The following is a 19065-nucleotide window of genomic DNA, read 5'->3' as shown; positions in this document are numbered from 1 at the left end:
CGGGGGCCCAGGAGGGCCCCCATGTCTGACCAGCTACCCCCGTATTTTTTCCGTGTCCGCGACAATGGCGCTTTCGTCTTTCGCGTGGACACGGAAGACCGCCAGCGCCGCATCGCCATGGCCCAGATCGCCACGGTGAACCTGAGAAACGGCAGCGTGAAGCCGCATGGCGACGAAATCCTGTCCGAAGACGACCAGACCGCCATCGCCGCCTGGATGGAAGACCGCCGGGCACTGCTGGCCAGGCGCGAGATGGACGACATCTGGCGCACCGTCGATCAGCTGAACATCGCCGCCCAATGGGCCCAGGCCCGCGCCGAGGGCCCCGAGGCCGATGCCGTCACCGATGCCCTGCTGCTGGCCATGCATGACCTGCGCACCACGCTGGTGCGGCGCCGGGCCGATCAGCTGATGGCGCGGCGGGGCGATGGCTGAGGGCGCTCAGGACTGGCGGCGGCTGCGCTCGGACGCGGGGATCATGTGGTTCAGGCCCAGCCGGGCATAGACCTCGGAGGTGATGCGCGGGATGACGGACCACCACAGGCGCCGCATCATCAGCGTCGCGGCCAGCGCCAGCCCCAGGGCCAGCCCCAGCCAGATGCCGACGCCGCCCCAGTGGTGCACGATGCCCAGGAAATACGAACAGGGCACGCCGACGCACCAGTAGCTGAACGCCGCATAGAGCATCGGCCGCTGGGTGTCGTGCAGCCCGCGCAGCAGGCCAAGCGCCATCACCTGCATGGCATCCGCCAGCTGGAACACCGCCGAGGCCAGCAGCAGCACCCGGCCCACCGCGATCACCGCATCGCGCGCCGGGTCGTCGGGATCCAGGAACAGGCCGATCAGATCCTCCGGCAGGGTGACGAAGGCCACCACCGTCACCGCCACCGTCAGCACCGACAGCACCAGCGCCATGCGGGCGCCGCGCTTCAGATCGGTCATGGTGCCACGGCCATGCGCCCGCCCCGCCCGCACCGCCGCCGCCTGGCTGAGCCCGAGATGCACCATGAAGGTGAAGGAGGTGATCTGCAGCGCGATGCCATGGGCCACCAGCGCGGTTTCCCCCACCCAGCCCATCATCACCGAGGTGGCCGAGAACAGCCCCACCTCGGCCACCAGCGTCAGCCCGATCGGCCAGCCCAGGCGGAACACCTCAAAGAAGGCCTCCCAGTCGGGGCGCCAGATGCGCACGAACAGCTCGTGTTCCGGCAGGGTCTTCTGGATATAGACCACCAGGAAGATCATCGTGGCGAAATGCATCACCAGCGAGGCGATGGCAGCCCCCCGGATCCCCAGTTCCGGCAGGCCGAAATGGCCGAAGATCAGCAGATAGTTGCCCGCCCCGTTCACCAGCACCGCCACCAGCATCGCGGCCAGCACCACGCGGGTGCGCTCCAGCGCGGCCAGATGGCTGCGCAGCACCATGCTGGTCAGGCCGGGAAAGACGCTCCAGGACAGGATCTGCAGGTATTCGCCCGCCAGCTTCGCGATCTCGGGCTTTTGGCCGAGCGCCAGAAAGATCGGCTCGGCATTCAGCAGGATCGGCATGCAGGCGGCGCCTGCCAGCAACGACAGCCACAGGCTCATGCGGGTGACGCGGCGGGCGGTGGTGTGTTCGCCCCGCCCTTCCGCCGCCGACACCAGTGGCGTCAGCGCCGCAGCAAAGCCCGTGCAGGCCAGAAACAGCACCATGAACAGCGATCCGCCCAGCGTTTCGGCAGCAAAGGCGGTGGTGTCGTACCAACCCAGCATGACCGCATCGACCAGGCTCAGCGACATCTGAGCCAGCTGCGAACCCGCCAGCGGCAGGCCCAGCACCAGGATGGCCCGCAGATGCTGGCGATATGTCATGCGAGGGATCATTGTTAGCGCATACTGCGCAGCGCGGCACCGGGCAAGACGGCTGAGAGCAATTCCTTGACACCGCTACGGAAAACCGCACCTCGCGGCATGTATGCTACAGCATGGCCTCGCAGGCCGCCGCCGCTGCCCCGGCTCGGGCCTTTTCCCGGGCCGCGCGCGATGCCATAATGCCCCGATCATAGAAAAGATAAGAGCAGTCCGCACCACATGGCAGATGACCTTCTGAACGGCACCGAACCGCAGACCTACGACGCGTCCTCGATCGAGGTGCTGGAAGGGCTGGAGCCGGTCCGCAAGCGCCCCGGCATGTATATCGGCGGCACGGACGAGCGCGCGCTGCACCACATGGTGGCCGAGATCCTCGACAACTCGATGGACGAGGCCGTCGCCGGCCACGCCAACCGCATCGAGGTCGAGCTGCACGCGGACTATTCCGTCACCATCCGCGACAACGGCCGCGGGATGCCCTTTGATCCGCACCCCAAGTTCCCCGGCAAATCCGCGCTTGAGGTGATCCTTTGCACCCTGCACGCGGGCGGCAAGTTCAGCGGCAAGGCCTACGAGACCTCGGGCGGCCTGCATGGCGTCGGCGCATCCGTGGTGAACGCGCTGTCGGATTCCATGGTGGTGCAGGTGGCGCGCGACCGCAAGCTGGTGGAACAGCGGTTTTCCCGCGGCGTGCCGCAGGGGCCGGTGCAGGAAATCGGCGCGGCACCGAACCGGCGCGGCACCTCGACCACCTTCCATGCCGACCCGGAAATCTTCGGCAGCCACAAGTTCAAGCCGGCGCGGATGTTCAAGTCGATCCGCTCGAAGGCCTATCTGTTCTCGGGCGTGGAAATCCGCTGGAAGACCGCAATCGACGATGGCGAAACGCCGACCGAAGCCGTGTTCCACTTCCCCGGCGGCCTGTCGGACTATCTGACGGAAACGCTGGAAAAGGCCTCGACCTATGCCGATCAGCCGTTTTCCGGCAAGGTGGAATTCCAGGAACGCTTTGGCGTGCCGGGCCGCGTCGAATGGGCGATCAACTGGACGCCCTCGCGCGATGGCTTCATCCAGTCCTATTGCAACACCGTGCCCACCCCCGAAGGCGGCACGCACGAGGCAGGCTTCTGGGCGGCGATCCTGAAGGGCATCCGCGCCTATGGCGAGCTGGTGAACAACAAGAAGGCCGCCAACATCACCCGCGACGACCTGGTGACGGGGGGCTGCGCGCTGGTGTCGTGCTTCATCCGCGAACCCGAATTCGTCGGCCAGACCAAGGACCGCCTGGCCACGGTCGAGGCGCAGCGTCTGGTCGAAGGCGCGGTGCGTGACCGCTTCGACAACTGGCTGGCCTCGGACACGAAATCCGCGGGGTCCATCCTGGATTTCCTGGTGCTGCGCGCCGAGGAACGCCTGCGCCGCCGCGCCGAGAAGGAAACGCAGCGCAAGTCCGCCACCAAGCGGCTGCGCCTGCCCGGCAAGCTGGCGGATTGTTCCAACAATTCCCGCGATGGCACCGAGCTGTTCCTGGTCGAGGGCGACTCGGCCGGTGGTTCTGCCAAGATGGCCCGCAACCGCAAGACCCAGGCCCTGTTGCCCCTGCGCGGCAAGATCCTGAACGTTCTGGGCGCGGCCTCGGGCAAGATCGGCGGCAACCAGGAAATCGCCGACATGTGCCAGGCGCTTGGCGTCGGCATGGGGACCAAGTTCAACGTCGACGACCTGCGCTATGACAAGGTCATCATCATGACCGATGCCGACGTGGACGGCGCCCATATCGCATCCCTGCTGATGACCTTCTTCTTCACCCAGATGCGGCCGATGATCGACCGCGGGCACCTGTATCTGGCCTGCCCGCCGCTGTTCCGCCTGACGCAGGGCGCGCATCGACTCTATGTCCAGACCGAGGAAGAGCGTGACCAGTGGCTCGCCAAGGGCATCGGCGGCAAGGGCAAGATCGACGTCAGCCGCTTCAAGGGCCTGGGCGAGATGGACGCCAAGGACCTGAAGGAAACCACGATGGACCCGACGACGCGCAAGCTGATCCGCGTCACCATCGACGAGGACGAACCCGGCGAGACCGGCGACCTGGTGGAACGGCTGATGGGCAAGAAGCCCGAGCTGCGTTTCCAGTACATCCAGGAAAATGCCCGTTTCGTGGAAGAACTGGACATCTGATCCCGCAGTCCGGGGCCCGGCCCCACCTGCGGGCCCCGTCTGGTGAAGCGGCCCCTGAAAGGGCCTGATAGCGGTGTCCGATGGCGCGATCCGATAAAGGCGCCCGCGGGCGCTGTCCGGTGCAGGCCGGGGGGCGCGGGTTAATGCGCGGCGATGCGGTAGCCGATGCCGGGCTCGGTGAAGATCCAGCGCGGGTTGCTGGCATCGTCGCCCAGCTTGGCGCGCAGCTGGCGGATGTAGACGCGCAGGTACTGGGTGTCCTCCAGATGCGCGGCGCCCCACAGGCTGCTCAGGATCATCTCCTGGGTCAGCAGCCGCCCCGGATGGCAGGCCAGCAGCCACAACAGGTCGAATTCGCGCCGCGTCAGGGCCAGCGGCACCCCGTCAAGGCTTGCCTGATGCGCGGCGGCGTCGATCTGCAGCGTGCCCAGCTGGCGCAGCGACTGGCCCGCCTCGCCCGGGCGGTCGCGCAGCAGGCCCCGCAGCCGGGCCAGCAGTTCGGCCGTCGAGAAGGGCTTGGTCACATAGTCCTGCGCCCCGGCATCCAGCGCCGCGACCTTGCCGGCCTCGTCATCGCGCACCGACAGGATCAGCACCGGCACCGCCGACCAGCCGCGCAGGGTCCGCAGGACCTCCATGCCGCTGCCGTCGGGCAGGCCCAGATCCAGCAACACCGCCGCCGGATCCTCGCGGGTGGCGCAGGCCAGCCCCTCGCGGACAGAGGCGGCCTCGATCACGCCGTAGCCCTCGCTTTCCAGCGCCACGCGCAGGAATCGGCGAATTGGGGCCTCGTCCTCGATCATCAGGATGCGGGCGGTCATAAGGGGGCCTCCGGGTTGTCCAGCGGCAGTTCTAGCGTGATCCGGGTGCCAGGGCCACCGTCGGCCCGCCCGCTGGCGCGGATGCTGCCGCCATGGGCCTCGACGATGCCGCGGCAGATGGCCAGACCCAGGCCCGTGCCCGCGCGGCTGCCATCGCCCTGCCCCGCCCGCCAGAACATGTCGAAAACCCTGTCCCCGGCCCCCTCCGGCAGGCCCGGCCCGTTGTCCTCGACCCATAGCTGCGCCCCGGCGCCCTGCAGCCGCGCGCCCAGGGTGATCCGCCCTTCGGGACCGGCGAACTTGACCGCATTGTCGAGGATGTTGACCAGCACCTGTTCGATCAGCACCGGATCCACCCGCACCGGCGGCAACTGCGGCGCCAGCGTCACCGCGACATGCGCGCGTGCCAGCGGCCCGCGCAGCCGGTGGCGCGCCATCCCGATCAGCTCGGCCAGATCGCAGGGCAGCACCCGCGGCCGCAGCGCTCCGTGCCCCAGCCGCGACATGTCGAGAAGGTTCTGGATGTAGCGGTCCAGCCGTTCGCCTTCCTCGCGGATCAGGCCGGTCAGGGCCTGCCGCTGCGGCGGCGCAAGGCCGGCCAGCTCCAGCCCCTCGGCCGCCCCCAGGATCGTCACCAGCGGCGTGCGCAGGTCATGGCTGACCGAGGACAGCAGCGCCGAACGCAGCCGTTCGGCCTCTGACGCGACGCGGCTCTGGGCCAGATCCTCGGAGAGGCGGATGCGTTCCAGCGCCAGCGCCACCTGGTCGGCCAGCGCCTCCAGCAGGCTGTGCAGGTCCGGCGCGGGCGCGGTGCCGTCGGCATAGGCGATGCCCAGCACGCCGAGGCGCCGCTCGGCACCGCCCAGCGACAGGAACAGCCAGCGCGCCGCCGGCAGCGTCCCCGAGCCCTGCCCCGCGGCCTCGCCATGTTCGAAGGCATAGCGCGCCGCCGACATCTCGCGCACCGACAGGCCGCCGGGCGCGGCCTCGCCCCCCGGCGCGATCAGCTGACCGGCCTCGTCGGGGACCAGCACCAGGGCCTCGGCGCCCAGCACCGCCGCCACGTGATCCCTCGCCGCCCGCACCACGTCATGCACCGTCGCCGCCGAGGCCGCACGCCGCGCAAAGGCATATAGACCGGCGGTGCGCGCGGTGATGGCCCGCTGCGCGATGACCCGGCCACGCAGCCGCGCCGCCAGGCTGCCGGTCACGATCGAGACCACCAGGAACAGGATCAGCGTCAGCATCTCGCCACGGTCCCAGACCCGCAGCGTCAGGCGCGGGCTGGTGAAGAAGAAGTTGTAGACGACAAAGCTGAGCCCCGCCGCCGCAACCGAGGCCACCGGCCCCAGCCGCGCGGCGATGGCCACCACCGCCGTCATATAGAGCAGCGACAGGCTGACCACCGGCAGCGCCCGGTCCACCAGCCCCGCCAGCAGCGTGGTCAGCGCCACTGCCGCCAGAACCGACAGCGCCGGACGCAGCCAGTAGGCCTGCGCCGCCACCTGCCCGGTCGTCTGCCCGGTCGCGGCCGCCGGGCCCCTGGCGGGCCGCGCGGGCGCCGGGCCGTCATCGACCAGCGTCAGCTCGAACCCCGGGGCAGCCGCGCAGAGATCGCGGAACAGCCGCTCGTGCGGGCGCGGGCGCAGCCAGCGCAGCGGCAGGCTGCGCCGGGGTGGACGCGGCAGCACGATACGCCGGACATTGCGCTGCCGGGCAAAGGCCAGCACGTCGGCCAGCGGCCGGTCATCGACCTGCAGGCTGGCCACTTCGGCGCCCAGCCGGTGCGCCAGCCGCAGCGCCGCCGCCGGCCGCCCGGCCCCGGCGGCCGGGTCGCGCCCCGGGCCCCCGCCATCCAGCGCCATCAGCCCCAGCGCCAGCCATTCGACCCGCGCCCGGTCGGCGGCACGCTTGCCGATGCGCACCGCATCGCGCCCCTCGGCGCCCTCGGGCAGCAGCACCAGCACGCGCTCTTGCGTGGGCCAGGGCCCCTCGATGGCATGGACCGCCATATGTTCGCGCAGCTGGGCATCGACCCGGTCGGCGGCGGTGCGCATCGCCAGTTCCCGCAGGGCGGTCAGATTGCCCTTGGCGAAGAAATTCGCCACCGCCCGCGCGGCCTGGTCCTGGACATAGACCTTGCCCGCACGCAGACGCGCAATCAGCTCGTCCGGCGGCAGGTCGACCAGGGTGATCTCGTCCGCAGCCTCCAGCACCCGGTCGGGCACGGTTTCCCGGACCCGGATGCCAGTGATCCGCGCCACGGTGTCGTTCAGCGTCTCAAGATGCTGCACATTGAGCGTGGTGAAGACGTCGATGCCGGCGGCCAGGACCTCCTCGACATCCTGCCAGCGTTTCTGGTGCCGGGTGCCCGACAGATTCGAATGCGCCAGCTCGTCGATCAGCGCCAGATCCGGGCGGGAACCGATCAGCCCGTCCAGGTCCATTTCGTGCAGGATGCGGCCACGGTGGTAGAAAGGCCGGCGCGGCAGCACCGGCAGATCGCGCAGCAGGGCCTCGGTTTCCGGGCGGCCGTGGGTTTCCACCACGCCCGCCAGCACCGCCGCCCCGGTGGACGCGCGCGCCCGCGCGGCCTCCAGCATGGCATAGGTCTTGCCGACGCCGGGGGCGGCGCCCAGGAAAATGCGCAGCCGGCCACGGCCTTCGCGGCGCGCTTCGGGCAGCAGGGCCTCGGGGTCGGGGCGGGAGTGGTCGGGCATCAATGTCCTCCGTCGCTGCCCGCAGCAGGCGTGGCCGGGAAGGCCGCGTCAAGGGCCAGGTTGGCCCGCAGCACATTGACCCGGGCCTGACCGTAAAGGCCCAGCCAGCGGCCCTGCTGCAGCCGGTCGAACAGCGCCTGCACCCGGGCTTCGGGCAGGCCGCGGGCGCGGGCGATGCGCGCCGCCTGACCACGGGCATTGGCGGGCGAGACATCGGGATCCAGACCCGAGGCCGAGGTGCTCAGCGCATCGACCGGCGCCGGGCCGTCATTCTGCGCGGCCCAGGCGCGGCGCCGCCCGGCCACCTCGGCGCGCAGCTGCGCAGCCCCCGGCGCCAGGTTCGAGGCCGCAGCCGGCAGCGTCTGCCAGTCCCCGGCCGAGGGCCGCGGATGCAGGTAGCCGGGCGCATCGAAGCCCTGCGCCAGCAAGGCCGAGCCCACCACCCGGCCATCGCGCGACAGAAGGCTGCCACCGGCGGCCTGCGGCCACAGCAGCTGCGCGGCGCCGGTCAGCGCCAGAGGATAGACAAGCCCGGTCAGCAGGCCAAGCATCAGGGTCAGGACAAGGGCGGGTCGCAGACAGGCAATCATGCGGGGTCTCCTTTTCGGCCATCAGGCCAGGCCAAGGGCCGTTACGGCCAGGTCGATCAGCTTGATCCCGACGAAGGGGGCAACCAGCCCTCCCAGGCCATAGACCAGCAGGTTGCGGCGCAGCAGCACGCCGGCGGGGGCCGGACGATAGCGCACCCCGCGCAGCGCCAGCGGCACCAGGGCCACCAGGATCAGCGCGTTGAAGATCACCGCCGACAGGATGGCACTGCCGGCGCTATGCAGCCCGATCACATCCAGCCGCGCCAGCCCCGGGAAGGCGCCCACGAACAGCGCCGGCAGGACGGCGAAATACTTGGCCACGTCATTGGCGATCGAAAAAGTGGTCAGGGCGCCGCGGCTGATCAGCAACTGCTTGCCCACCATCACCACCTCGATCAGCTTGGTCGGATCGCTGTCGAGATCGATCAGGTTCGCCGCCTCCTTGGCGGCGGCGGTGCCGGTGTTCATCGCCACGCCGACATCGGCCTGTGCCAGCGCCGGCGCGTCGTTCGAGCCGTCACCGCACATCGCCACCAGTCGCCCCCCCGCCTGTTCGCGGCGGATATAGTCCAGCTTCATCTCGGGTGTGGCTTCGGCCAGCACGTCGTCGACGCCCGCCTCGGCAGCGATGGCGGCGGCGGTCAGGGGGTTGTCGCCGGTGATCATGACCGTGCGGATGCCCATCGCGCGCAGCGCCGCGAAACGCTCGCGGATGCCGGGCTTGATGACGTCGCGCAGGTGGATGGCCCCCAGAACGGTCGAGTTTTCGGCCACCAGCAGCGGCGTGCCGCCGGACCGGGCGATGGCCTCGACGCTGCTGCGCAGCGGGCCCTGCAGGGGCTGGCCGGTCAGGCGTTCGACCGCATCGACGGCCCCCTTGCGCAGCTGCCGGCCCGGCAGGTCCATCCCCGACAGCCGGGTCTGCGCCGAAAAGGCCACCGGCGTGCCGCCTTCGGGCAGCGCCGCCGCATCGGACAGCAGGCGCAGGGCCAGATCGACGATCGAGCGCCCCTCTGGCGTGTCATCGGCGCGCGAGGCCCCCAGGGCGGCCTGCAGCAGGCGGTGTTCAGGGATGCCCGGCGCGGGCAGGAAGGCATCGGCCATGCGGTTGCCGAAGGTGATGGTGCCCGTCTTGTCGAGCAGCAGCGTATCGACATCGCCCGCCGCCTCGACCGCCCGCCCCGAACGCGCCACCACATTGGCCTGCACCAGACGGTCCATCCCGGCGATGCCGATCGCCGACATCAGCCCGCCGATGGTGGTGGGGATCAGCGTCACATAAAGCGCCGCCAGCGTCACCACCGGCAGCGTCGCCCCGGCGAACTGCGCGAAGGGCGCCAGCGTCACCACCACCACCAGGAAGATCAGGCTAAGCCCGGCCAGCAGGATGTTCAGCGCCACCTCGTTCGGGGTCTTCTGCCGGGCCGACCCTTCGACCAGCGCGATCATGCGTTCCAGAAAGCTGCGTCCCGGTTCGGCGGTGATCCGCAGCACCAGGCTGTCGGAGACGATCCGCGTCCCCCCGGTCACCGCCGAGCGGTCGCCGCCCGCCTCGCGGATCACCGGGGCGCTTTCGCCGGTGATCGCGCTTTCATCGACCGAGGCGACGCCGCGCACCGCCTCGGCATCGGTTGGCACCAGCTCTCCGGCGGTGACCAGCACCAGCTGGCCCGGGCGCAGCGTTTCCGAGGCCACCTGACGCGGCTCGGGATCGTCCTCATGGGCCAGCAGGCGGACCATCGTGCGGCTGCGGGTGGCACGCAGGGTATCGGCCCGGGCCTTGCCACGCCCCTCGGCCAGGGCTTCGGCGAAGTTCGAGAACAGCACGCATATCCACAGCCACAGCGCGATCTGCACCGAAACCCCGGCCTGAGGCGCGCCCAGGCACAGGTCGCGCAGGGCCAGCAGGCTGGTCAGCAGCGCAACGATGGCGGTGACGAAGATCACCGGGGTGGCCACCAGCCGGCGCGGATCGCATTTGCGCAGCGCCTGACGCAGGGCCAGAATGACGGGACCGGTGTCGGCCCGCAGGACAGGAAACATCACGGTATCCTTGCTTGGAAAGGGAAGCAGGGCGCGGCCCCCTTCGGGGCCGACCCGGGGATCACAGGCCGTGACCGGCCGCCAGCTGCGCCTGTTCGGCCAGCGGTCCCAGCATCAGCACCGGGAAATAACTGAGCGCCCCCAGCACCAGCACGGTCATCACCAGCAGCACCACGAAAAGCGGACCGTGGGTCGGGAAGCTGCCGGCGGTGGGCGCCAGCCGCGGCTTGGCCGCCAGCGAACCGGCGATCGCCAGCATCGGCACGATCACCGCGTAGCGCCCGGGCAGCATCAGCAGGGCCAGGACGATCTCTTGCCAGGGGTGATCCGCCCCGAAACCCGCGAAGGCCGAACCGTTGTTGCCGGTGGCCGAGGCATAGGCATAGATCACCTGGCTGAGGCCATGCGGCCCGGCGGCGGTGATCGCTGTGCGGGCGGCGGGCAGGGTGACGCTCAGCGCGGCGCCCGCCAGCAGGCACAGCGGCATCGCCAGAAAGGCCAGCATGGCCAGCGTCACCTCTCGGGCCTCGATCTTGCGGCCCAGGTATTCCGGCGTCCGCCCGACCATCAGCCCGGCCAGGAACACCGCCAGCACGACGTAAAGCAGCATGCCGTAAAGCCCGGCACCGACACCGCCAAAGATCACCTCTCCGACCTGCATGTTGACCAGCATCACCAGCCCCGACAGCGGCATGAAGCTGTCGTGCATGGCATTGACCGAACCGTTCGAGGCCGCCGTCGTCGCCGCCGCCCAGAGCCCCGAAAGCACCGCGCCCAGGCGCTGTTCCTTGCCCTCCATATTGGCGCCCGGCCCCAGCAGCGGATTGCCCTGGGTTTCGGCCCAGAGGATCACGGCCAGACCGGCCAGGAACATCACCGCCATGGCGGCAAAGATCGCCCGACCCTGCCTGCGGTCCCCTGCCATGCGCCCGAAGAGAAAGCAGAAGGCCATGGGAATCAACAGGATGGCCAGGGTCTGCAGCAGGTCGGCGGCAATGGTCGGGGTTTCGAACGGATGCGCGGCATTGACGCCGTAGACGCCGCCGCCATTGGTGCCCAGCTGCCGGATCGCCACCTGGGATGCCACGGCACCCAGCGGGATCAGCTGTGTCGCGCCCTCCAGCGTGACGGCATGGACCGGGGCCGCCAGGCTCTGCGGCACGCCCTGGGCGCTCAGCAGCAGGGCCATCGCGACCGAAAGCGGCAGCAGCACGTAGACGATGCTGCGCACCAGATCCTGCCAGAAGTTCCCCAGCCCCGCGGATGCCGCCGGACCGGCCGGCGCGGCAAAGCCGCGGATCACCGCCACGGCCACCGCCATGCCGGTGGCAGCCGAAGCAAAGTTCTGCACCGTCAGCCCCAGCATCTGCGACAGCGGACTAAGCGCGGTTTCCCCCGCATAGGCCTGCCAGTCGGTATTGGTGACAAAGCTGATGGCAGTGTTGAAGGCCAGTGCCGGCGACATCGGCCCCAGCCCCTGCGGATTGAGCGGCAGGTGCCCCTGCAGGCGGAACAGCGCAAACAGCAGCACCGCCCCCACCGCATTGAACGCCAGCACCGAAAGGGCGTAGGCCCGGGCGCCCTGCGGCATCCGGGCGGCGGCCCCCAGCGGGCGCAGCAGCAGCGCCTCAAGCGGCGCCAGGGGCCGCAGCAGGCGCGGCGGCTGCCCCGCGTAGATGCGCTGCATCAGCGCCGCCAGGGCCAGCGACCCCGCCAGCAGCACCGCCAGCAACAGGCCCAGCCCGGCCAGGTCGGTCATGCGCATGCGGGCCTCCCTCAGAACCGGTCCGGGCGCAGCAGCGCCAGGACCAGGAAGACGAAGAGGCCGGCGGCAACCGCCAGGCCAAGGATCGCATCAAACATGGCAGCCTCCGTCGCGGCGACGGGCCGGGACCCGCTGCCACGCTGGGGGGGACATGTCTGGGATCGATCGCGCCCGCTCGGGGCACCGGATTGATCGCCCCCACTTGGGGTGCGGGATCGGCCACACCCCATCGGGGCGCAGGATCGGGATTGGATGTGTCATGGGCATCTCCAGTTCCGGGATGCCCCCTGTCTGCCGCCGGGGCGCGTAAAGGCGCCATGTGGAAGCCGCACGCCAGGCGTAAAGGCCGCGTAAAGATCAGGCCCCGCCACGACCCGGGGCGCGCGCGCACTCCCCCTTTCCGGCCCCCCCGCCCGCTCTGGCCCCCGCCCGCTCTGGCCCCTGCCCGTTCTGGACCGTGAACGTGAAAAAGGCCCGGACAACTGTCCGGGCCTTTCCATCAGCGCGCGAGAAACCGTGCCCCGAAGGGCTGCGGTATCAGAAGTGGTAGTCCACTTTCGCGACGATCGAGTCACCTTGCAGTTTCTCGCCGGTGCTGTTGAAGTCTTTGATCTGGTGGTGCAGGTACTCTGCGCCGACCGAGACTTTGTCGGTGATCATGTGGTCGACGCCCAGGCCGGCAACCCAGCCGGTGTCGTCGCCGATGTTGGTTGCAACGCGCTCGCCACCGGCGGTTGCGTACACCAGGGTCGAGCCCAGGTCGTAGCCGGCTTTGACTTTCAGAGCGGCGGTGTGGTCGATGTCGATGCCCGAGAAGGTGTCGACGTCTGCGCCGTCATATGCCACTTCGCCGCCCAGCACGAAGGTGCCGAAGTCGTAGTTGTAGCCGGCTTGCACGCCGTAGATGGTGCCGTCGCCCTTGTCGCCAGCGGCTTTGAACTTGCCGTAGCCCAGGTTCAGACCTGCATATGCGCCGGTCCAGTCATGGCCCATCACGACCGGAGCGGGTGCCGGTGCGGTGATGATGGGATCAGCCGGTGCGGGCGCCGGGTTGCCTGCGAAGGCGGGGGCTGCGATGGCTGCGGTGGATGCGACGGCAGCTGCTGCGATCAGTTTGTTGCGAAGCATAATGCTCTCCTTCGTTATAGTCGGGGCTGCGGCCCCTACCTCCGGGACCGCCTGACACGGGCGGGACCGGAACACTGGCAACGCGATCATTGTCGCGTTCGATGCATCAACTGATCTTTTCCGGGGAAAGTTCCATCGGTCATGTGCGTTCCCTGACGGCATGGGCTGCAAGGCGCCTGCCAAGGCCCGTATCACCGGCGACGTTCTGCCAAACACTGAAACATGCCCGAAACGTGACAGCAGGCCCCCTTGTAATTTTGTACGGACCCTTAAGAACGCCGGTTTCCCGGCCCGATCCCGCACGCGGGCTTGGCATGGTCCCTGTCAGCGCGTATCACCCTCCTGAACAGAGGACATGCCGATGAAGAAGCAGACCGCCATGAACCGAGACTGGATCGCAACCGCCCGCACGCTCTCCGAGGCGCTTCCCTATCTGAAGCGCTACGAAGGAGCGATCGTCGTCGTGAAGTTCGGCGGACATGCCATGGGCGACAGCGAAGCAATGGAAACCTTTGCCCGCGATATCGTGCTCATGCGTCAGGTTGGCGTGAACCCGGTCATCGTGCACGGTGGCGGGCCGATGATCAACGAGCTTTTGCAGAAACTCGACGTCAAGAGCGAGTTCGTCCGCGGCAAGCGCGTCACCGACGAGAAGACCATGGAAGTCGTTGAAATGGTTCTGTCGGGCCAGGTCAACAAACGCATCGTCCAGGCGCTGAACGACCAGGGCGGCAAGGCCGTGGGCCTGTCGGGCAAGGATGCCAACCTGATGACCTGCGTGCAGACCGATCCCGATCTGGGCCTGGTCGGCACCCCGGACGAAATCGACACCACGATCCTGCATTCGCTGTTCCGCAGCTCGATCATCCCGGTGATCGCGCCCATCGGCATGGGCCGCGAGGGCGAGACCTTCAACATCAACGGCGACACCGCCGCCGGTGCCATTGCCGCCGCGCTGAAGGCCGACCGCCTGCTGCTGCTGACCGATGTTTCGGGTGTGAAGAACAAGGAAGGCGATGTGCTGACCTCGCTCAGCTCGCAGCAGATCCGCGACATGATCGAGGACGGCACCATCGCGGGCGGGATGATTCCCAAGACCGAAACCGCGCTGGATGCGATCGAAGGCGGCGTGCGCGCCGTGGTGATCCTGGACGGCCGCGCCCCCAATGCCGTGCTGCTGGAGCTGTTCACCGAACATGGCGCAGGCTCGCTCATCCGCAAGGCCTGAGGCCGCGATCCTGACCGCAGCGCTGCAGGACGCAGCGCTGCGCGTCACAGCCGGGCTGGACGCGGGCGGCTGCCGGGACATGCCCGGCCTGCCCGAAGGCACCCGCAGCCTGTGGCTGCTTTCGCCCGACGAACCGGCCTTCTGGCCACAGTTCACCACCTCTTCCGAATGGCAGGACGGCGCGCCCGATCCGATCGACCGCTGGTCGGCCCGCGTGCTGGGCGCGCTGGCGCAAACCCATGGGGCGACGGCGCTTTTTCCCTTTGGCGGCCCGCCCTGGGCCCCCTTCATCCGCTGGGCCCTGGCCTCGGGGCGGGTGCATGGGTCGCCGGTCGGCATGCTGGTGGGACGCGATGCCGGCCTGTGGACCTCGTTCCGGGGCGCGCTGGCCTTCCGCCAGGACATGCCGGTACCGCCCCCTGCCCCCTCGCCCTGCAGCACCTGCGCGGCACCTTGTGCGACGACCTGCCCCGTCGCCGCCCTGGGGCCTGAGGGCTACGAGGTCGCGTCCTGCCGCAGCCATCTGCGCAGCCCCAAGGGCCATGACTGCCTGACCCGGGGCTGTCTGGCCCGCCGCGCCTGCCCCGCCAATCCCGCCGCCGCGCGTCTGCCCGCGCATGCCGCCTATCACATGGCCCAGTTCCTCGGGCCCCCCGATCCGGAAGTGCGATGAAACGCCTGATCCTCATGCGCCACGCGAAGTCGAGCTGGTCGAACCCCGCCCTGACCGATCACGAACGCCCACTGAACCGGCGCGGCCTTGAGGCGGCACAGGTGCTGGGCCACTGGCTGCACCTGAGCGGCCAGCAGATCGACCAGGCGCTGGTCTCCAGCGCGGTGCGCTGCCGCGAGACCTATGCAGGCCTGGGGCTGGTGCCCAATCCCACCCTGATGCCCACCCTCTACGAGGCCCCTGCCGCGCGCATGCTGCAGGTGCTGCAGGGCGCCTCGCCCGCCGCCGGCAGCCTGCTGATGATCGGCCACAACCCCGGCATCGGCCAGTTCGCCGAAGCCCTGCTGCGCCTGCCACCACCGCATCCGCGGTTCTTCGACTACCCCACCGGGGCGACGCTGATCTGCGATTTCGATGTCGATCTGTGGTCCCAGATCCGCCCCGGCACCGGCAGCGTCGCCGGTTTCACCACCCCCCGAGAGCTGCAGACCAACGCGACCCTGCGAAACGCGTGATCCGTTGAAACAGAAAACCGCCCGGCGTGATCGCGCCGGGCGGTTTCGCTGTCGTTACGCGGGGCCCGCAAGGGCCGCCTTCAGTGCCCGAGAATCTGGCTGAGGAACAGCCGGGTGCGTTCCGAGCGCGGGTTGTTGAAGAATTCCTCGGGTTCGTTCTGTTCCACGATCTGGCCCTGGTCCATGAAGATCACCCGGTTCGCCACCTGACGGGCAAAGCCCATCTCGTGGGTGACGCACAGCATGGTCATCCCCTCTTCGGCCAGCTGGATCATGGTATCCAGCACTTCCTTGATCATCTCGGGGTCCAGCGCCGAGGTCGGCTCGTCAAACAGCATGATCCGCGGCTTCATGCACAGCGAACGCGCGATGGCCACCCGCTGCTGCTGGCCGCCCGACAGCTGGCCCGGGTACTTGTTGGCCTGATCGGGGATCTTCACCTTTTCCAGGAAGTGCATCGCGGTATCGATGGCCTCTTTCCGGGGGATCTTGCGGACCCAGATCGGCGCCAGCGTGCAGTTTTCCAGAATCGTCAGATGCGGAAACAGGTTGAAGTGCTGAAAGCACATCCCGACCTCGGAGCGGATCTTGTCGATGTTCTTAAGATCGCTGGTCAGTTCCGTACCATCGACAATGATCTTGCCGGACTGGTGTTCCTCCAGCCGGTTGATGCAGCGGATCATCGTCGATTTCCCCGAACCCGAAGGCCCGGCGATGACGATCCGCTCGCCGCGGTTGACGGTCAGGTTGATGTCGCGCAGCACGTGGAAATTCCCGTACCACTTGTTCATGTTGACGATCTCGATCGCGACCTCGTCGGAAACCTTCAGCGAAGACGGCGCGGGCGCAGAGTGGAATGCGGTATCGGTCATTGGATTGGCCTCCTCAGCGGTGCCCGGTTTGCAGTTTCTTCTCGAGGTACATGGAGTAGCGCGACATCGAGAAGCAGAAGACGAAGAAGATCGCCCCGATGAAGATGAACAGCTCCCAGTAGACGCCGTTCCAGCTCTGGTTGGCGCGGATCGCGTTCGACAGGCCGATCGGGTCGTACATCGAGATGATCGACACCAGCGTGGTGTCCTTGAAGACGCCGATGAAGGTCGACACGATCCCCGGGATCGAGATCTTCAGCGCCTGCGGCATGACGATCAGCCGCTGCGCCTGCCAGTAGTTCAGACCCAGCGAATCCGCGCCCTCGTACTGGCCCTTGGGCAGGGCCGCGAGGCCCCCGCGCACCACCTCGGCCATGTAGGCAGAGGCAAAGAGCGTATCCATGATGATGACGCGCAGGATGATGTCGAAATTCGTCCCCGGCGGCATGAAGATGTTCAGCAGGGTTGAGGCGACGAACAGCAGCGTGATCAGCGGCACGCCGCGGATGAACTCGATGAAGCAGACGCACATGTACTTGACCAGCGGCAGGTTCGACTGGCGGCCAAGCGCCAGCAGGATGCCGATGGGCAGCGAACAGCCGATGGCCGCGACGCCGATGGTGATCGACAGCATGAAGCCCCCGAAGGCGCGCGACTGCACCGGCTCCAGCGCCAGCGGCAGCACCGAGGCGAAGGCATCGGCCACCAGCCCCGACAGCAGCAGCCACCAGACGATGGCAACGACCGCCGCGACCACCGCCGCCAGCCCCGCTGCGGTGCGCGCCGCCAGGACCCGGAAGACGATGGCCGCCAGCACGAAGCCGAAGGCGGCCATGACCGGCGTCCAGATCGTGCCGCCCCACAGCAGCCAGGGCATCACGAAGGGGAAGGCTGCGGTGACGATCAGCAGCTTGCGGCTGACCATCTGCGCGAACAGCACCGGCGCGATGGCGATGAACAGCAGGATCAGCGCCAGCACCGGGCGCCAGTACAGTTCCGGCGGATAGAAGCCGAACAGCAGCTGCTTCCAGCGTTCATGCAGCACGCCCCAGCAGGCGCCATCGGTATGCCCGGCGGCAGCGGTCAGCATCTCTCGGCACTGGCTGAGCGATGTGGCGTTCCAGGTCGGAGAGATGAACCAGGGCACGATATGCACCAGCAGCGAGACGACGAACACCGCCACGACAAGCGTGATGATCGTGTTCAGCCAGCCCGAGAACAGGTTCTGCCGTGCCCAGCCCAGGGCGCCCGTGGTCGAAACCGGCGGCTCCTGCTGGGGCAGCATGGTGTCGCGGACGAACAGCACGGTTTCTGCGTGGGTATCTGACATCTCAGCGCTCCACCAGTTTGACGCGGTTGTTGTAGACGTTCATCACGCCCGAGATCAGCAGCGAGATGGTCAGGTAGACGATCATGCCCAGCAGCACCGTCTCCAGCTCGCGGCCGGTCTGGTTCAGGGTGATCCCCATCAGCGTGCCGGTCAGGTCCATGTAGCCCACGGCAATCGCCAGGGACGAGTTCTTGGTCAGGTTCAGGTATTGCGAGATCAGCGGCGGGATGATGATGCGCAGCGCCTGCGGCAGGATCACCAGGCGCATCACCTTGGCCGGACGCAGGCCCAGGGCCGATGCGGCCTCGGTCTGGCCCTTGGAAATCGCCAGGATCCCGGCGCGCACGTTTTCGGCGATGAAGGCGGCGGTATAAAGCGACAGCGCCAGCCACAGCGCGATCAGCGAGTTGCGCATGTAGATGCCGCCGGCAAAGTTGAAGCCCTTGAGCGCCGGATAGCCCAGATGGAAGCCAAGCGCCGCCAGCAGGATCACCGTCGGCAGCACGATCACCGCCAGCTGGACGGGCCAGGTGCGCGGGCGGACGCCGGTGGCGTTCTGCTTGGCATCGGCGCTGCGGCCCAGACGGCGCGCGCCCCAGATCGAGACGCCCAGCACGACGAGGATCGCCAGCAGTTCAATGCTGATCTCGAAGGCGCCGAAGACGTTGATATTGCCCAAGGGACGCGAGAACAGCGGCTCGGGCATATAGATGCCGCGGTTGGTGAAGGCCAGGCTGTCGAACAGCTTCATGCTGGCCTCGGGGTTGGCACCACGGAAGGCCGAGGGCGCCGGCAGCGCGCCGATCAGGATCGCCATGCACAGGATGATCCAAAGCAGGACGGGCACGTTGCGGAAGGTTTCCACGTAGACGGTCATCAGACGCGCCACCAGCCAGTTCTTCGACAGGCGCAGCACGCCCACGATGACACCGATGATGGTGGCGGTGACGCAGCCCATGAAGGCCACCAGCAGCGTGTTCAGCAAGCCCACGAAGGCCGCGCGCAGATGGGTGTCCTGGTTGTTGTAGGCAATCAGCGACTGGTTGATGTCGTAACCTGCCGGCATTTCCAGAAAGCCGAAGGACGGATCCTTGCCCAGCTCGTGCAGGTTGTGCGCGGTGTTGGAATAAAGCCAGCCGAACAGCGACAGGAAGGCGATCAGGGCGATGATCTGGAAGGTGATCGCCCGATAGCGCGTGTCGTAGACAAGCATGGATAGCTTGAAGGACTCCGCTGGCGGATCTGAAATGGTGGTCATGGATGTGTTCCCCTAGGTCCGGTCCGTTCTTGAGGCGTCTTCTGCGCGCGGGGCCGGTTGATTATTGTCCCCGGCTTCGCGGGGAATGGCAGG

Annotated in this window: 16 protein-coding genes; 5 read left to right on the top strand and 11 right to left on the bottom strand. The window is 68.2% G+C overall.

Annotation, left to right across the window (positions count from 1 at the left end):
* Positions 1-21: 21 nt before the first annotated feature.
* On the top strand, positions 22-435 hold the full coding sequence (locus AC2ITM_RS04635; protein WP_486468655.1) for a hypothetical protein: 414 nt from the start codon (positions 22-24) through the stop codon (positions 433-435).
* A gap of 6 nt (positions 436-441) precedes the next feature.
* Here the strand turns inward: AC2ITM_RS04635 and AC2ITM_RS04630 are convergent, their stop codons facing one another.
* A complete protein-coding gene (locus tag AC2ITM_RS04630; RefSeq protein ID WP_486468654.1) occupies positions 442-1851 on the bottom strand; it encodes an MATE family efflux transporter in 1410 nt (469 codons plus the stop codon).
* Between the two features lie 219 nt (positions 1852-2070).
* Here AC2ITM_RS04630 and parE point away from each other — a divergent pair, with 219 nt between their 5' ends.
* A complete protein-coding gene (gene parE / locus AC2ITM_RS04625; RefSeq protein WP_486468653.1) occupies positions 2071-4029 on the top strand; it encodes a DNA topoisomerase IV subunit B in 1959 nt (652 codons plus the stop codon).
* A gap of 140 nt (positions 4030-4169) precedes the next feature.
* On the opposite strand, the gene AC2ITM_RS04620 is transcribed toward parE, so the two are convergent.
* From AC2ITM_RS04620 to AC2ITM_RS04590, 7 genes are all read right to left on the bottom strand, one after another.
* Positions 4170-4850 carry a response regulator gene (locus AC2ITM_RS04620; protein WP_486468652.1) on the bottom strand — a complete coding sequence of 227 codons (681 nt, stop codon included), beginning with the start codon at positions 4848-4850 and terminating at the stop codon, positions 4170-4172.
* Positions 4847-7570: an ATP-binding protein gene (locus AC2ITM_RS04615; RefSeq protein WP_486468651.1), complete on the bottom strand. Its 2724-nt coding sequence runs from the start codon at positions 7568-7570 to the stop codon at positions 4847-4849. The genes AC2ITM_RS04620 and AC2ITM_RS04615 overlap by 4 nt, the downstream gene beginning before the upstream one ends.
* A complete protein-coding gene (gene kdpC / locus AC2ITM_RS04610) occupies positions 7570-8160 on the bottom strand; it encodes a potassium-transporting ATPase subunit KdpC (RefSeq protein WP_486468650.1) in 591 nt (196 codons plus the stop codon). The genes AC2ITM_RS04615 and kdpC overlap by 1 nt, the downstream gene beginning before the upstream one ends.
* 21 nt (positions 8161-8181) lie before the next feature.
* On the bottom strand, positions 8182-10203 hold the full coding sequence (gene kdpB, locus AC2ITM_RS04605) for a potassium-transporting ATPase subunit KdpB (RefSeq protein WP_486468649.1): 2022 nt from the start codon (positions 10201-10203) through the stop codon (positions 8182-8184).
* 61 nt (positions 10204-10264) lie between these two features.
* Positions 10265-11968 carry a potassium-transporting ATPase subunit KdpA gene (gene kdpA / locus AC2ITM_RS04600; protein ID WP_486468648.1) on the bottom strand — a complete coding sequence of 568 codons (1704 nt, stop codon included), beginning with the start codon at positions 11966-11968 and terminating at the stop codon, positions 10265-10267.
* Between the two features lie 11 nt (positions 11969-11979).
* Entirely contained in the window at positions 11980-12066 is an 87-nt protein-coding gene (gene kdpF / locus AC2ITM_RS04595) for a K(+)-transporting ATPase subunit F (protein WP_486469389.1), read from the bottom strand.
* Positions 12067-12505: 439 nt separating this feature from the next.
* Entirely contained in the window at positions 12506-13096 is a 591-nt protein-coding gene (locus tag AC2ITM_RS04590; protein WP_486468647.1) for an outer membrane protein, read from the bottom strand.
* Between the two features lie 361 nt (positions 13097-13457).
* Here AC2ITM_RS04590 and argB point away from each other — a divergent pair, with 361 nt between their 5' ends.
* Genes argB through AC2ITM_RS04575 form a run of 3 tightly spaced genes read left to right on the top strand, consistent with a single transcriptional unit; the run spans position 13458 to position 15512 of the window.
* Positions 13458-14324: an acetylglutamate kinase gene (argB, locus tag AC2ITM_RS04585; protein WP_486468646.1), complete on the top strand. Its 867-nt coding sequence runs from the start codon at positions 13458-13460 to the stop codon at positions 14322-14324.
* Complete coding sequence (locus AC2ITM_RS04580; RefSeq protein ID WP_486468645.1) at positions 14293-14997, top strand: ferredoxin; 705 nt, start codon at positions 14293-14295, stop codon at positions 14995-14997. The genes argB and AC2ITM_RS04580 overlap by 32 nt, the downstream gene beginning before the upstream one ends.
* Entirely contained in the window at positions 14994-15512 is a 519-nt protein-coding gene (locus AC2ITM_RS04575; RefSeq protein WP_486468644.1) for a SixA phosphatase family protein, read from the top strand. The genes AC2ITM_RS04580 and AC2ITM_RS04575 overlap by 4 nt, the downstream gene beginning before the upstream one ends.
* Before the next feature lie 80 nt (positions 15513-15592).
* Here the strand turns inward: AC2ITM_RS04575 and AC2ITM_RS04570 are convergent, their stop codons facing one another.
* From AC2ITM_RS04570 to AC2ITM_RS04560, 3 genes are read right to left on the bottom strand one after another with little or no spacing between them, the layout of a single operon-like run.
* Positions 15593-16384: an amino acid ABC transporter ATP-binding protein gene (locus AC2ITM_RS04570; RefSeq protein ID WP_486468643.1), complete on the bottom strand. Its 792-nt coding sequence runs from the start codon at positions 16382-16384 to the stop codon at positions 15593-15595.
* 13 nt (positions 16385-16397) lie between these two features.
* Entirely contained in the window at positions 16398-17714 is a 1317-nt protein-coding gene (locus AC2ITM_RS04565; protein ID WP_486468642.1) for an amino acid ABC transporter permease, read from the bottom strand.
* Between the two features lies 1 nt (position 17715).
* A complete protein-coding gene (locus AC2ITM_RS04560; protein ID WP_486468641.1) occupies positions 17716-18972 on the bottom strand; it encodes an amino acid ABC transporter permease in 1257 nt (418 codons plus the stop codon).
* Between the last annotated feature and the right edge of the window lie 93 nt (positions 18973-19065).

The sequence above is a fragment of the Pseudooceanicola sp. NS-SX9 genome, assembly GCF_057380705.1.
The sequence above is the reverse complement of the archived record's forward strand: the minus strand, read 5'-3'. Positions and strand labels throughout refer to the sequence as shown.